Annotated in this window: 10 protein-coding genes; 8 read left to right on the top strand and 2 right to left on the bottom strand. The window is 40.6% G+C overall.

Annotation, left to right across the window (positions count from 1 at the left end; genetic code table 11):
* The first annotated feature begins 47 nt into the window (after nucleotides 1-47).
* Both icd and metF read left to right on the top strand, forming a co-directional pair.
* Nucleotides 48-1,316, top strand: a complete 1,269-nt coding sequence (gene icd, locus ACZ42E_RS07915; protein WP_464891802.1) for an NADP-dependent isocitrate dehydrogenase — start codon at nucleotides 48-50, stop codon at nucleotides 1,314-1,316.
* Nucleotides 1,317-1,409: 93 nt separating this feature from the next.
* A complete protein-coding gene (metF, locus tag ACZ42E_RS07910; RefSeq protein WP_464891801.1) occupies nucleotides 1,410-2,279 on the top strand; it encodes a methylenetetrahydrofolate reductase [NAD(P)H] in 870 nt (289 codons plus the stop codon).
* Between the two features lie 45 nt (nucleotides 2,280-2,324).
* Here metF and ACZ42E_RS07905 read toward each other — a convergent pair whose 3' ends face one another.
* Together ACZ42E_RS07905 and ACZ42E_RS07900 are read right to left on the bottom strand one after the other, a co-directional pair.
* On the bottom strand, nucleotides 2,325-3,155 hold the full coding sequence (locus ACZ42E_RS07905; protein ID WP_464891800.1) for a DegV family protein: 831 nt from the start codon (nucleotides 3,153-3,155) through the stop codon (nucleotides 2,325-2,327).
* A 131-nt stretch (nucleotides 3,156-3,286) separates the two neighbouring features.
* A complete protein-coding gene (locus ACZ42E_RS07900; protein WP_464891799.1) occupies nucleotides 3,287-5,365 on the bottom strand; it encodes a response regulator in 2,079 nt (692 codons plus the stop codon).
* A gap of 323 nt (nucleotides 5,366-5,688) precedes the next feature.
* Between ACZ42E_RS07900 and ACZ42E_RS07895 the strand changes: the two genes are divergently transcribed.
* The 6 genes from ACZ42E_RS07895 to ACZ42E_RS07870 all read left to right on the top strand — a co-directional run bounded on the left by ACZ42E_RS07895 (nucleotide 5,689) and on the right by ACZ42E_RS07870 (nucleotide 14,644).
* Nucleotides 5,689-6,645: a stalk domain-containing protein gene (locus ACZ42E_RS07895; protein WP_464891798.1), complete on the top strand. Its 957-nt coding sequence runs from the start codon at nucleotides 5,689-5,691 to the stop codon at nucleotides 6,643-6,645.
* 259 nt (nucleotides 6,646-6,904) lie between these two features.
* Nucleotides 6,905-8,743: an acyl-CoA dehydrogenase gene (locus ACZ42E_RS07890; RefSeq protein WP_464891797.1), complete on the top strand. Its 1,839-nt coding sequence runs from the start codon at nucleotides 6,905-6,907 to the stop codon at nucleotides 8,741-8,743.
* A gap of 396 nt (nucleotides 8,744-9,139) precedes the next feature.
* On the top strand, nucleotides 9,140-11,029 hold the full coding sequence (locus ACZ42E_RS07885; RefSeq protein ID WP_464891796.1) for an acyl-CoA dehydrogenase: 1,890 nt from the start codon (nucleotides 9,140-9,142) through the stop codon (nucleotides 11,027-11,029).
* 178 nt (nucleotides 11,030-11,207) lie between these two features.
* Nucleotides 11,208-13,040 (top strand): acyl-CoA dehydrogenase, encoded by a 1,833-nt coding sequence (locus ACZ42E_RS07880; RefSeq protein WP_464893508.1) that lies wholly within the window; start codon nucleotides 11,208-11,210, stop codon nucleotides 13,038-13,040.
* 186 nt (nucleotides 13,041-13,226) lie between these two features.
* Nucleotides 13,227-13,871: an acetoacetate decarboxylase family protein gene (locus ACZ42E_RS07875; protein ID WP_464891795.1), complete on the top strand. Its 645-nt coding sequence runs from the start codon at nucleotides 13,227-13,229 to the stop codon at nucleotides 13,869-13,871.
* A 5-nt stretch (nucleotides 13,872-13,876) separates the two neighbouring features.
* Nucleotides 13,877-14,644: an SDR family NAD(P)-dependent oxidoreductase gene (locus ACZ42E_RS07870; RefSeq protein ID WP_464891794.1), complete on the top strand. Its 768-nt coding sequence runs from the start codon at nucleotides 13,877-13,879 to the stop codon at nucleotides 14,642-14,644.
* Nucleotides 14,645-14,663: the final 19 nt, after the last annotated feature.

Genomic DNA, 14,663 nt, shown 5'->3' with positions numbered 1-14,663 from the left:
ATTGTATGCATTTTTCTGTATTTTAAATTAAAAAAGGAGGAATATATATGGTTATGGGGGAAAAAATTACTGTCAATAATGGGGTTTTAAATGTGCCTGACTATCCTGTTATACCTTTCATAGAAGGGGATGGGACAGGGCCTGATATTTGGGCTGCTGCTTCCCGGGTTTTTGATGCGGCAGTGGAAAAGGCTTATGGGGGAAAGAGGAAGATTGTCTGGAAAGAGGTTTTGGCCGGGGAGAAAGCCTTTAATACGGTAGGTGAATGGCTGCCTAAGGAAACCCTGGACATTATAAAAGAATATATAATTGCCATAAAAGGGCCTTTGACTACTCCGGTAGGAGGCGGTATACGTTCCTTAAATGTCGCTTTAAGACAGGAGCTTGACCTTTATGTGTGCTTAAGGCCGGTGCGTTATTTTACTGGGGTGCCATCTCCGGTGAAAAGGCCGCAGGATGTGGATATGGTTATTTTCCGGGAAAATACGGAAGATATTTATGCCGGAATAGAATATCCCATGGGTTCTGAAGAAGTCAAAAAGCTTATAAGATTTCTCCAGGAAGAGATGGGAGTAAACAAAATCCGTTTTCCGGAAACTTCAGGAATAGGTATAAAGCCTATATCCAAAGAAGGAACAGAAAGGCTGGTTAGAGCTGCTATTGAATATGCCATAAGAAATAAACGGAAAAGCGTTACCCTGGTACATAAAGGCAATATCATGAAGTTTACCGAAGGGGCTTTCAGAAACTGGGGTTATGAACTGGCAGAAAGGGAATACGGGGATAAGGTGTTTACCTGGGAACAGTATGACCGCATAAAGGAGGAAAAAGGCACTAAAGCTGCTGATGAGGCGCAGAAGCAGGCAGAAGCAGACGGCAAGATAATAATAAAAGACACTATTGCTGATATATTCCTGCAGCAGGTTTTGACCCGCCCCCGGGAATTTGATGTGGTGGCAACCATGAATCTTAATGGAGACTATATTTCTGATGCTCTGGCTGCCCAGGTGGGAGGTATAGGTATTGCCCCAGGGGCTAATATTAATTATATGACCGGACATGCTGTTTTTGAGGCAACTCACGGTACAGCACCTAAATATGCAGGTTTAGATAAAGTTAATCCGTCTTCAGTTATCCTGTCAGGGGAAATGATGTTCCGCCATCTGGGCTGGAATGAAGCGGCAGACCTTATTATTTCCGCAATGGAAAAGACTATTGCGCAAAAGATAGTAACCTATGATTTTGCCCGTTTGATGGAAGGGGCTACGGAAGTTAAATGTTCTGAGTTTGCTGATGCTTTGATTTCCAATATGTAAATAATTTTTAAAAGGGTATATGTTATTTATGCGGAAGGTGTTAAAATTACTTTAAATAAAAGTGGCAGTTATAGAGAAAACGGGGTGGGGAAAATGAAAATAGGCGAATTTTATAAAAAAGACGCACCAGTTCTTTCATTAGAGATTTTTCCTCCGAAAAGGGATTATCCGCTGGAAACGGTATTTGAAACGATAGAGGAACTTAAAAATTTAAACCCTAAATTCATAAGTGTAACCTATGGTGCAGGAGGAAGCAGCCGGGGAAGAACGGTGGAGATTGCTGCCAGGATTAAAAGGGATTATGGAGTTGAGCCTTTGGCCCACCTTACCTGTGTAAGCCATACCCGGCAGGAAGTTTTGGAAATTCTGGAACAGCTGGTTAAAGAAAATATCCATAATATTTTAGCTTTAAGGGGCGATCCGCCGGAAGACGATCCGAATTTTGACTTCAGCAAACAGGAATACCACTATGCCTATGAACTTATACGCGATGCCAAAAAGGTATATGATTTTGGTATTGCAGCAGCTGCTTATCCGGAAGGACATAGGGAATGCAAGAGGCTTAGCGAAGATTTGAAGTATCTAAAGCAAAAGGTGGATGAAGGGGTAGATTTTTTAATTACCCAGATGTTTTTTGATAACCGTTTTTACTATGATTTTGTTGATAAGGCGGTGGCTATGGGCATTAACTGTCCCATTATTCCCGGAATTATGCCAGTTTTAAATCCCAAGCAGGTAAGGCGCATAATATATTTATCGGGAGGCGCATCTATACCATCCAAATTATTGGATTTGGTGGAAAAATATGGGCTCAAACCAGAAGATATGGAAAAAGCGGGGATAGATTATGCCAGTGAGCAGATAAGGGATCTTCTGGAGGAAAAGGTTGGGGGAGTACATCTCTATACCATGAATAAAGCCAGGCAAATAGCACAGATTGTAAGAAATGTAGGGTTGGCTTAAAAACAAAAGCTGAGTGTTATTTGTAAGGCACTCAGCTTTTGTTTTCTAATACCAGGCTAAGCCTACGGAGCCGGGACCTACATGGGAACCGATTACCGGCCCGGCTTCGGTTATAATAACAGGCCCCCTATAAAATTCTTTAACCTGTTTATAAATGGCTTCTGCTTCAGAAGGCGCGTCTACATGAGCTACGGAAACTATCTGAGCAAAAGGGGCTTCTTTTTTTAATTCTTCGATGATCCTTTTTACTGCTTTCCCTTTGGTGCGTACTTTGTCATACACTTCTATACGCCCGTTGCCGATAATGGATAGTATAGGTTTAAGCTGCAGGAGATTACCCAGAGTTTTGGCAGCATGGCTTATTCTCCCGCCTCGATGCAAATATTCCAGATTGTCTACTACAAACAGTATTTTGCTCTTTTCCTGCACCTGTTTTAGTTCAGCGATTATTTCCTCCATGGCCATTCCTTTTTCACTGAGTTCGCATGCTTTCATTACCTGGAAGCCCAGGCCAATCACAGTGGAAAGTGAATCTATAATTTCTATGCGTACTTTATCATTATTAAGCATATTTTTAGCGATCTGGGCTGCCTGTACGGTCCCGGAAATCTGGGATGATATCAGGATAACCAGGGCTTCGTCTCCTGGCTTTAGGGTTTTAAATATTTTAAGAAAATCCCCGGATGAGGGCTGGGAAGTTTGCGGAAAAACAGGCTTGCTCCGCAAAATTTTGTAATATTCCCGGTTAGATATATCTATACCGTCGCGCAAGGATTTTCCTTCGATGTTAACTTTAAGGGGTACTATTGTTATGTTGTTGGTTTGTGCAAATCCTGGAGGCAAGCTTGCTGTGCTGTCGGTAATTATTAGCCGCATAATCTATCACCTTGTAATCCTGTTTTGTTATCTATTATGCTGTGCTTATCTGTTTGATGACATACCTTATATAAAACAAAATTTTCTTCTTAAGTTTACAACTTGTTCAGGATTTATGTAAAGGGAAAAATCTAAGAAACCTGGCTTTCTGTGTTTTGATACAATGAATAAAGTTTTTGCTGCATAATATATATGGTTTCCCAGGTATGCGATTTGGCAGCTTTTTCCATTCTGGCTGCGGTTTCAGAAATTTCATTAAAGCCATACATGCCAGCCATGCCTTTTATATCATGGCTTATACTGCAGATTTTATCTACATTTCGATTAGCTATGAATATATCAAGTTCTTCCAGCATCTCTCCCAGAGTAGATAAAAATTCAGGAATAAGTTCAGCTATAAACAGATTAGGGGAAAGAGGGGAAACTTTTTTGGGTTTGACCTGTGTTTTTAAATATTTTTTGATTTCTTCAATTAATTCTTCCGATTTAAAAGGTTTGGCAATATATGAGTTGCATCCGCAGGCCAAACACTTTTCCCTGTCTCCGGTTATAGCATGGGCAGTTATAGCTATAATGGGAATATCTTTAAGCTTTTCATCCTGCCTGATAAGACGGGTAGTTTCATAGCCGTCCATCAAAGGCATCTGCATATCCATAAGGATTATATCAAAATACTCTTTTTGCAGTATATTAAGGCATTCTAAACCATTAGCTGCGGTTGCCACTTCAAAGCCGTAGCCAGTAAGCATTTCGGATATAATTTTCTGATTTAATTTATTATCCTCAACTAAAAGGATGCTGCGAGGAAAAAACTCGATTTGGTGGCTCACATCATTATTATTTATTGAGGCTTGTGTATTTCCCTGGTTCTGGTTATAAACTTCTTCCCTATCAGAAACTGGTGTTACAGGGATTCTCAAACTTACAGCAGTGCCCTGCCCTATTTTGCTCTTTATATTTATAGTTCCTCCCATGGCTTCCACCAGTTTATAGCAAATGTAGAGCCCCAGTCCCGTACCTCCATAACTGCGGGATGTTGAATTGTCTACCTGGGTAAAAGGATTAAAAATGTTTTTAAGTTCATTTTCAGGGATGCCGATGCCTGTATCCGTTATAGCCACAGACAAAAAGGTGCTATCTTCTGCATTGATTATTTCCGCACTAAAGCTTATTTTGCCTTTATGTGTAAACTTTGCGGCATTAAAAAGGATTTGCGATAAAATTTGCCGTACCTTTACAGGGTCAGCCAGCACATAAGCAGAAGATCCCAGGTTCAGGCTGAATTCCAGTTTAAGGTTCTTTTCCGTTATTAAAGGTTCTATTATGGTAAGCAGGTTTTGAAAAACTTCATATAGATTGCACGGCTGGGGTACTACTTTAAGGAGTCCGATTTCTATTTTGGAGACATCCAGTATTTGGGTTATTATATTCAGCACTTCTTCACTGCACTGGCGAATTATAGATATATTTTCATGTTGCTTTTGGGTAAGGTCGCTTTTTTCCAGAAGATCCACCGCCCCTAAAATACCTATGAGAGGGGTTCGAATTTCATGGCTCATATTAGCCAGAAACAGGCTTTTGCTGATACTAGCAGTTTCGGCTTCTATTTTTTGTTTTACCAGTTCTGTTATATCACTGGACATTATAAGCAATCCTTCCAGATAATAATGATTATATAGTGGTGTTATTTTGTGCAAAAACAGCCTTTCCTCACCTTCTACAGTGAGCGGTTTTTGTATTTTGTACTGCTTACCTGATTTTATATGTTGCTTTATTTCTTCTATTTCTTGCTCAGACAGGGAAAGTTTGCAGCGCATAAGATCCAGATCGCCCTTTTTGTAGTCTCCGTATAATCTTTTAGCCTGTTCATTCATATAGAATATATTATTGTTTTTGTTTAAAGCTACCGCGACTATGCTTTCCTGAACATTTTCCAGGATGTGGGCCTGATATCTTGCAGGCATGAAGCGGGTTTTAAGTCTAATGTAAAAGTCACTTTGACTGAGTTTGAATATAAAAAACAGGATATGCAGTATTAACAGCAAGGCTAGATAGATGGCTGCTATTACTACTATTGTTTCAGCTGTTTTTATTAAATCTTCATATTGTAATATCCCATATTTATTTATGAAAACTAAAAAAATGACACCTGTCAATGTAAAGAGCAAAATCCAGTAGGCATAAAAATGATAGTGTATTTTTTTTGACACTTTTTGTTTCCTCCTTGGAAAAAAGAAATTAAAGTCTTAAAATGGGTGACAAATATAAGATACACCATAGGCTATGAAAAACATGTCTTCTCTTGCCATAAAACATGGAAAATTTTTGCAAGATTATGTTGAATTAAAGGGTTTTACGGGTATTTTTGCGGACGGATCTGAAAAATAAAACGAATAGTTGCTGAAAGAAATAAAAAGGGTGCTGCATATAAAAATAATGACAGGTTTTAAAAAATAAAGTGTTTTTAAAAAGGAATAACGGAGGTGATGCTGAATTAAGTAAAAAGTAAATTAAACAGGAGGTGCAGTACAGGATGAAATATGGTCGTAGTTTAAAAAATGTATGGTTTTTGCTGGCTGCTTTTTTTATAATAAGCATGTTTTTTTATCTATCATATCCGGCTGAAGCAGGCCCGGCTCTGCAGGTATATGTAAATGGGCAGAAAATAGAATCCGATGTTCCAGCTCAGATAATCGGGGGACGCACCATGCTGCCGGTAAGGGCGGTAGCTGAGGCTTTGGGCTTCAGTGTAGAGTGGGATCCCAAAGAGTACAGGGTTTACATAACAGGCAGGCAGGCAACAGATAATAGTCCTTTGCCGGTTGTTGATACAAATATACCTATAATGGGAGAAGCGGTAGCTACATCTGAACAGCTGCGCCAGCTCCTTAAGCAAAATAACCCGGAAGCTCCTGATTTGGTTGACCTGTATCTGCAGATAGGCAAAGAATATGGAATAAGGGGAGATATAGCTTTCTGCCAGGCAGCCAAGGAAACAGGATGGTGGCGTTTTGGGGGATTGGTAAGGCCCGAGCAGAATAATTACTGTGGGCTGGCAGCTACCGGAAGAGCCGCTACTGGAGAAGAAAGCTTAAATGGAGCGGATCCTTCGCTGGTCTGGTATGAAGCAGGCAAGCACGGAGCTTTTTTTGCTGCTCCTTCTGTAGGGGTAGAAGCCCATATTCAGCATCTTTATGCCTATGCTACAGATGCTCCTCTCCCGCCGGGTAAGAAGCTGGTGGATCCGCGTTTTACTCTTGTGAAAAGAGGGACAGCCAGGTACTGGACAGATTTGAATGGAAAATGGGCAGTTCCCGGTAATGGTTATGGAGAAAGTATTTTAAACGATTATTATCGTAAAGCTTTAGCCACAGGAAGTAATGGGACAGGCTATACCGGTGATAAAGTGCGGGCTCTGCAGATAGAAAATGAACAGCTCAAGGCAGAAATTGCACGGCTAAAAAGGGAATTGCAAAATAAAACCAGATAAGGCAGGCTTTGGCCTGCTGTTTTTATTTATTAAAGTTGCAAAAATTTTTAAACTATAACCTCTAGGGTTTAAAATTCCGACTAAAATTAATATAATAAAATAAGTACATAGTTTTTCGTGCTTTATTGTCGAATTTGTATCTAAATAGCATAATTCGTCAGGGAAACAGCTGGTTGGGGGTGATGGATAAGAGGCTGTTTATTGGGGTAAAAGGTGAGTTTTTACTTAATTTGTCTAATTTTTGGAGGGGGTATAAAAGGTGGCTTCTAATTTTCTTTATTCAACCAGGGATCATAAATTTATTCTAAAAGAATGGCTGGACATGGAAAAGATTTTGGCATTTGATGCTTATAAAGATTATTACAGTTTAGATGATATCGACATGATTCTGGAACAGGCTTTAAAGGTAGCCAAAGAGGTAGTAGCACCCAGCCGGGATGATAATGACAGGGTACAGGCAGTATTCAAAGATGGCAAAGTAACGGTTCCCCAGTCTTTCAAAGATGCTTACTGGTTCCTGCAGAAAAATGGCTGGGGTGCTACCAATGAATGGGAAGAATATGAAGGAAGGCTTCCTGAGCCTTTGTTCCGTGCATGTGGGGAATATTTTGCCGGTGCTAATGCAGCACTTATGCCTTATGTTCTGGCAACTGCCGGGGCAGCCAGACTGATTCAGAGTTTTGGCAGTGAAAAAGTTAAAAAGCTGTTTATGGAAAAAATGTTTACCGGTGAATGGGCTGGAACTATGTGCTTGACTGAGCCTAATGCCGGTTCTGATGTAGGGGATCTTTTGACCAAGGCTATTCCCACTGAACAGGAAGGGGTTTATAAAATAAAAGGTACCAAATGCTTTATCACCGGTGGGGAACAGGATATTACCGAAAATATAGTACACCTGGTTCTGGCTCGTGTAGAAGGGGCCAAGAAAGGGACCAAAGGTATCTCTTTATTTGCAGTTCCCAAAATGTGGGTGGATGATGATGGCAATATCATAGGGCCTAATGATGTACAGTGTGTTGGTATTGAACACAAGATGGGCATTAAAGGTTCCGCTACCTGTGTAATGTCTTTTGGTGAAAACAACGAATGCCGCGGCTGGCTGTTAGGTAATCCTCCGGATGCAGAAGGTAATGCCGAAGGTATGGCTCAGATGTTCCAGATGATGAATGGAGCCCGTATGGAAACAGGACATGCTGCCCTTTCGGAAACTGCGGTAGCTTATCATAATGCTGCTGATTATGCGACTCAGAGGATCCAGGGACGTCCGATTACCAATCCTAACTCTGATCGGGTTCCGATTATTAAACATGAAGATGTAAGAAGAATGCTTCTGGATCTCAAGGCTTATACAGAAGCTATGCGGGCTTTGATTTTCAGGACTTATTATTTCTTTGACATCGTTCATCACACCCAGGATGAGGAAGAAAAGAAGAAGCTGCAGGGCTTTATTGATGTAGCTACTCCAATAGTTAAGGCTTATTGTTCTGATCGTGCCTGGGAACTCTGTGCGGAAGCTATGCAGGTATTTGGCGGCAACGGCTATTCCGAAGAATATCCTATTGCTGAACTTTGCCGTGATGTAAAGATTTATTCCATCTGGGAAGGAACCAACTATATACAGTCCATGGACCTGGTAGGGCGCAAGTGGATGCTCGGCAAAGGCAAGGTTTTTGCTGCCTGGCTGGCGGATATCGAAAACTTTGCCAATGAATATGCCAATACTCCTGGCTTAGAAACTGAAATGGCTATTTTGAAAGATGCTGTTAATGCTTATCGTGAAATTCAGGCTACTATTGGCAAATATGTAAGTGAAGGCAATATTAGAATGCTTCCTATGTATGCTACCCGCATTCTTAGAGCAACAGGAGACCTGGCTTGTTCCCATGTAATACTTGACCAGGCCCGGGTAGCCTTGAAGAAGATTGAGGAATACGGCAAAGATCATTATGACTATGCTTTCTATCAGGGTAAAGTAATGGCTGCCAAGTATTTCGTTCACAACATTCTGCCGCATCTCTTCATGATAAGAGATATAATTAAGGATGGGGATAAGTCAGTATTAGAAATTGAAGAAGAAGCTTTCCTTACTTATAAATAATTGAAAGCTGGTTTGATAAAAATCCATATACGGAAAGGATAGGCCAAAAGCCTGTCCTTTTTTTATGTAAAAACAAAATTGATAATTTATTCACAAAAGAGGAATTATTCAGACATATACAGAAATATACAAATAAAATTGCAACCTGTTTTGATAAAAAATAATTATGTTAAATACATAGCAGGAAATAAAAAGAAGAAAAAGAATAATATGTATTATATGCTAAAGTTTATCATCATATAATAGTTGCTGGAGAGGAGGCTTAGCAAACAAATATTTAGTTGGGGGGGATGAATGGATAAACATCTATTAAATATAGTTAAGGTAAATAAAATTGATACTTGTATCTACTGGGGGATTATTGGGGTATTGAAACATGTGAGAGGGGTGTAAAATATGGCAGCTAATTTTGCGTACGGCAATATAAGGGATTTAAAGTTTATAGTTAAGGAATGGTTGCCTACAGAAGAGATTTTTTCATATGACCGGTACAAAGAATATTACTCCAAGGAAGATGTGGATTCAGTTTTGGAGCCTTGCTTAAAAATGGCCAAAGAACTTATTGAGCCTACCAATGATGATGGGGACAAAAACCCGGTGAAATTTGAAAATGGAAAGGTTATCCTTCCCAAATCTTTTGGCCCTCTTTTTAAGAAACTGCAGTCGGAAGGATGGGGTACCAGCAATGTAGATGAATCGGAAGATTCTATGGTATTGCCGCATCTTCTGCATGCTATGGTTTGGGAGATGTTTTGGGCGGCTAACCCGGCTTTTATGCCGTATATTGCTCTAACAACTGGAGCTGCTAGATTAATTCAAAAATTTGCTGATGAAGATTTGAAAAAGATTTTTCTTCCGAAGATGTTTTCGGGGGAATGGGCAGGGACTATGTGCCTTACGGAGCCTACAGCCGGTTCCGATGTAGGAGATATTTTATCCAAGGCTTATCCTACTGATGATCCGCGTATTTTTAAAATTAAGGGAAATAAAATATTCATAACCGGTGGCGACAATGATTTTACCGAAAATATAGTGCATATGGTTTTGGCCAGGGTAGAAGGGGCAGTGCCTGGTACAAAAGGTATTTCGCTTTTTATAGTTCCTAAATACTGGGTAAATCCGGACGGCACCCTGGAAGACAACGATGTGCAGACTACCGGAGTAGAACATAAGCTGGGACAGCACGGCTCATGTACAGCAGCTTTAAGCTTTGGGGAAAACGGCAACTGCCGGGGATGGCTTTTGGGAGCTAATCCGCTCAATAATAATGGCCTGGGTGAAGGAATGGCCCAGATGTTTAATATGATGAACGAAGCCCGACTGGAAACTGGGCATGCGGCGTTAGCATGTATTGCCAATGCTTTTTACAATGCCAAGGATTACTGTAAAGAGAGGGTGCAGGGAAGGCTTATAACTAATCCCAAAGGCGACCGGGTAGCTATCATTAACCATGAGGATATAAGGCGCGCACTGCTGATGGGCAAGGCCCATGTAGAAGCTATTAGAGCTATGATGTACAGGACTTATTTTGCTATTGATGTGAAGCACCATGATCCAGATCCGGAAAAGAGGGAAAAGGCAAGCGAACTTATTGAAATTACTACTCCGATATTGAAGGCTTATCCTTCTGATGAGGCATGGTGGCTTATAGGTGAAGCTATCCAGTGTTATGGCGGATATGGATATTGTGAAGAATATCCGGTAGCTCAGATAGCCCGTGATGTGAAGATTTATTCTATCTGGGAAGGAACCAATTATATCCAGTCCATGGATTTGGTTGGACGCAAGTGGCTTTTGAAAAAAGGACAGGCTTTTGCCCGCTTTATCCAGGAAATGCGTGATTTTTATGAAGCTAATAAGGAAAGCGAAGTAGTAAAAGAGATTGCTGCTGCCAGAGAAAACAATGGCGGGATAGATTTAAGCCTGGATAGGGAATTTGCTATTTTGGGCAAAGCTTTGGATGCTTATGGCAGAATACAGGCAGCTATTGGCAAGTATTTTGGAGAAGGCAAGATATCCATGATGCCTTTGTATGCCAGAAGGATACTTACGGCTACCTCACAGCTTTACGCAGGAAGGTGCATACTGGATCAGGCTCTGGTAGCGGCCAGGAAAGCCCTGGAAGTTGGGCCAGATTATTATGATTACAGCTTCTATGTCGGGAAGGTTATGTCAGCCAAGTATTATCTGCGCAATGTAGTGCCTAATGTTTGGTTAACCGCTGAAATAATAGAAGAAGGAGATACTTCAGCTTTAGATATACCGCTGCAGGCTTTTGAATATTAATACAGCCTTTTATACCCCCTTTTTCGAGGGGGCTTTTTTATTTTCTGAAGCCTTGTATTTTTGTTAAGATTGCCAACAAAAATTTAGAAAATTTAAATTTTAATCGAAAAAAGGATTTATGAGAATATCTGCGAAAATATACCATTATATAATAAAAAATAACTGGGGAGGGTTTATGATGGCGTTTAACTGGGCGTATCATACCAGGGATTTCTTGTTTATTCTAAAAGAATGGATGGACACCGACAGAATTTTTGCCTATGACAAGTTTAAAGATTATTACAGCAAAGATGATGTCGAAATGATTCTGGATCCGGTGTTCAAAATCTGTCGGGATATGATTGCACCGAGTAATGATGATGGGGAAAAGAATCCAGCTCGCTTTGAAAATGGCAAAGTATATGTACCGGAATCTTTTGCCAAGAACTTCAAGTATATCCAGGAAAATGGATATGGAACTGCAAACATTGATGAAGAAGCAGAAGGTACCCTGCCTTATGTAGTTTATGCTGCCATCCAGGAAATGATAGCTTCTGCTAACCCGGCCTGGGCTCCTTATGTTGCGCTTACTACCGGTGCTGCAGGGCTTATACAGGCTTTTGGCGATGAAAACTTAAAGAAGATGTTCCTGCCCAAGATGTTCTCCGGAGAATGGTCGGGAACTATGTGTTTGACTGAACCTACAGCAGGCTCTGACGTAGGCGACATTCTGTCCAAGGCTTATCCTACCGAACATCCTCGCATCTTCAAGATCAAAGGCAACAAGATATTCATAACCGGCGGCGAACAGAATATGACCGAAAATATCGTCCATCTCTTCCTGGCCCGTGTAGAAGGAGCAGTTCCTGGAACAAAAGGAATCTCCCTGTTTGTTGTTCCTAAATACTGGGTAAATGAAGATGGAACTTTAGAAGATAATGATGTACAGTGTGTAGGAATAGAACATAAGATGGGTCAGCATGGTACTGGTACAGCTGCATTGAGCTTTGGTGAAAACGGCAGATGCCGCGGCTGGTTACTGGGAGTAAATCCTCTGGAAAATGAAGGTAAAGGCGAAGGCATGGCTCAGATGTTCAAGATGATGAATGAAGAGCGTCTGGGTACCGGGCATGCAGCTCTGGCAGTTATGGCCAATGCTTACTACAATGCAGCCCAGTATGCTAAAGAGAGAATTCAGGGTAGGCCGCTTACCAATCCTAATGGCGATCGGGTAAAGATAATTGAGCATGAAGATGTAAAGAGAATGCTCCTTTATGCCAAAGCTCATATCGAAGCAATAAGAGCCATGATATTTAAAGCCTTCTACTATGTGGATGTTAAAGAACATGATCCGGATCCGGCTGAAAGAGAACGGGCACAGGAAATGGTAGATATTTTAACTCCTCTGGTAAAAGCTCATGCCTCTGATGAAGCATGGCCGGTAATTGCTGAATGTATCCAGACTTATGGTGGATATGGATATTGTGAAGAATATCCGGTAGCTCAGGCTGCTCGCGATGTAAAGATCTATTCTATCTGGGAAGGAACTAACTACATCCAGTCTATGGACCTTATCGGAAGAAAATGGATGATGAAGAAAGGCCAGGCTTTTGCCCGCTTTATCCAGCAGATAAGAGATTTCGTAGAAGCCAACAAGAATACTCCTGGATTTGAAAAAGAATTTGCTAACCTGGAAAAAGCACTCAATGCTTATGGTGAAATCCAGATGGCAGTAGGCCAGGCTTTTGCCAACAAGCAGTTTGGACTGGTACCCACCTATGCCCGCAGAATTTTAACCGCAACTTCTTATCTGTACTGCGGAATGCTGATTCTGGACCAGGCTATGCTGGCTGATGCCAAGATTAAAGAATTAGGAACCGATCATTATGATTACAAGTTCTATGCAGGAAAGGTGGCAGCTGCCAGGTATTATCTCATGAATACAGTGCCTTATGTATGGACTCTGGCTGAAATAATGAAATCTGGCGATACTTCTGTAATTGACGCTCCGGTAGAAATTTTTGATTATTAATACTATATTCGATTTGCAATTAAGCTAATAAAAACAGCAGCTTTGCTGCAAGGCAAGGCTGCTGTTTTTTTGGCTTAAAATGAAGTGAATATTTTGGCATAGGGATTTATTATAATTTATTTACAGGTTTTTGTGCTTTATATAGCATAGTTATTGGGAAAATTGTGCAAAAAGGAAGTGGTTTTAATGGCTGAATATCCTGCTCCCTGGGATCTTAACGGATACGGGTATATTTTGGTTTATCGCTTTCCTAGGGATTTTAGCTTGAAAAATGCGTTTATTCCGGAAGAAGATAAGGCTTGTTTTGCTGGTGGTTTTGGTTGTGTAATGCTGGTGAACTACGAAAATTCCAACGCCGGGCCTTATAAGGAGCTGCTTTTTATACCGGGCAGGTTAAAAAAACCGGAGGGAAAGTTTTATTCCATAACCAAGATTTATGTAAGTACAAAAGAAAGCGTGGAAAATGGGAGGGCTAACTGGGGGATTCCCAAGGAACTGGCGGCAGCTTCTTTTGACAGCATAAGGCAGAATGAGGAGCAGGTAAGTTTTATTAAGGATGGACGGCAATTTTTCCGTGCCACTTTGCAGGCCAGGGGGCTAAAGTTCCCTTTAAATACGGGTATTATACCCGGTATTCTCTATCAAAAAATGAATGATAAAGTTTTTTATACCCGCTTTAAAGGAAAAGGCTGGGCTAGGTTGGCAAGTTTAAAAGAAGTTTATTGTGATCCCGATTTCTTCCCTGATTTATCAGCAGTAAAACCTCTTCTGGCGGTAAAGGTGGAAAGTTTTAGGATTACTTTTCCCCCGGCAGTAATAAGGGAGGGTTAAAAACTATGCAGATAAAAGGTAAAAGGATAGTTATAACTGGTGCAGGTTCTGGTATTGGCCAGGCTATTTTATGCGAAGTGCTTAAATATAAGGATGTAAAAGTGGTGGCTGCAGATTTGACGGGAGAAAATTTGCGGGTAAACGATGAAAGGGTTTCTTTTTTTACTGGTGATTTATCTTTTAGAGAAAAGATTGACGAACTTATAGATTATGCTCTGAAGCAAATGGGAGGAATTGATATATTTTTTGCCAATGCCGGTTTTGCATATTATGAGAAAATAGATAAGCCGGATTATTCGCATATCGAAAATATTTTCCGGGTAAATGTTTTTGCCCCTGTTTATATTGCGGAAAAGATGGAAGCTATAAATAAAGGCCAGCAGTATAAGATAGTGATAACTGCTTCCGCGATGGCGAAATTGCCTCTCCCCGGCTATGCACTTTATTCGTCGACCAAGGCAGCTGTTGACAGCTTTTTTGATGCCTACCGTTTTGAAAAAGAAGATAAAAAATGTATATGCCTGGTTTATCCTATTGCCACCAGGACTAATTTTTTTGCGCGGGCGGGGGAAAATATACCTGTACCTTTTCCGGTGCAGAAGGCTGATACGGTGGCCAGAAAAATTATAAAGGGAGTTGAGAAGGATAAGAGCGAAGTTTATCCTTCCAGTCTGTTTAAGTTTATTAACCGGTATTTACCTTTTGTATTGCCTCTATATAAGGTTTATATGAATAAGAAATTTAAAGATTATTTGCGAAGTATGGCGAGTTGATTGGCCATGTATACTGTAC

The organism is Thermosyntropha tengcongensis, from assembly GCF_055381335.1.
This window is presented reverse-complemented; position numbering and strand designations above follow the sequence as displayed.

What these genes read in the sequence shown, in the direction of transcription:
- ACZ42E_RS07870 (WP_464891794.1), top strand. Translation starts at nt 13,877, where the DNA reads ATGCAGATAAAAGGTAAAAGGATAGTTATAACTGGTGCAGGTTCTGGT.
- ACZ42E_RS07875 (WP_464891795.1), top strand. Translation starts at nt 13,227, where the DNA reads ATGGCTGAATATCCTGCTCCCTGGGATCTTAACGGATACGGGTATATT.
- metF (WP_464891801.1), top strand. Translation starts at nt 1,410, where the DNA reads ATGAAAATAGGCGAATTTTATAAAAAAGACGCACCAGTTCTTTCATTA.
- ACZ42E_RS07905 (WP_464891800.1), bottom strand. Translation starts at nt 3,155, where the DNA reads ATGCGGCTAATAATTACCGACAGCACAGCAAGCTTGCCTCCAGGATTT.
- ACZ42E_RS07895 (WP_464891798.1), top strand. Translation starts at nt 5,689, where the DNA reads ATGAAATATGGTCGTAGTTTAAAAAATGTATGGTTTTTGCTGGCTGCT.
- icd (WP_464891802.1), top strand. Translation starts at nt 48, where the DNA reads ATGGTTATGGGGGAAAAAATTACTGTCAATAATGGGGTTTTAAATGTG.
- ACZ42E_RS07880 (WP_464893508.1), top strand. Translation starts at nt 11,208, where the DNA reads ATGGCGTTTAACTGGGCGTATCATACCAGGGATTTCTTGTTTATTCTA.
- ACZ42E_RS07885 (WP_464891796.1), top strand. Translation starts at nt 9,140, where the DNA reads ATGGCAGCTAATTTTGCGTACGGCAATATAAGGGATTTAAAGTTTATA.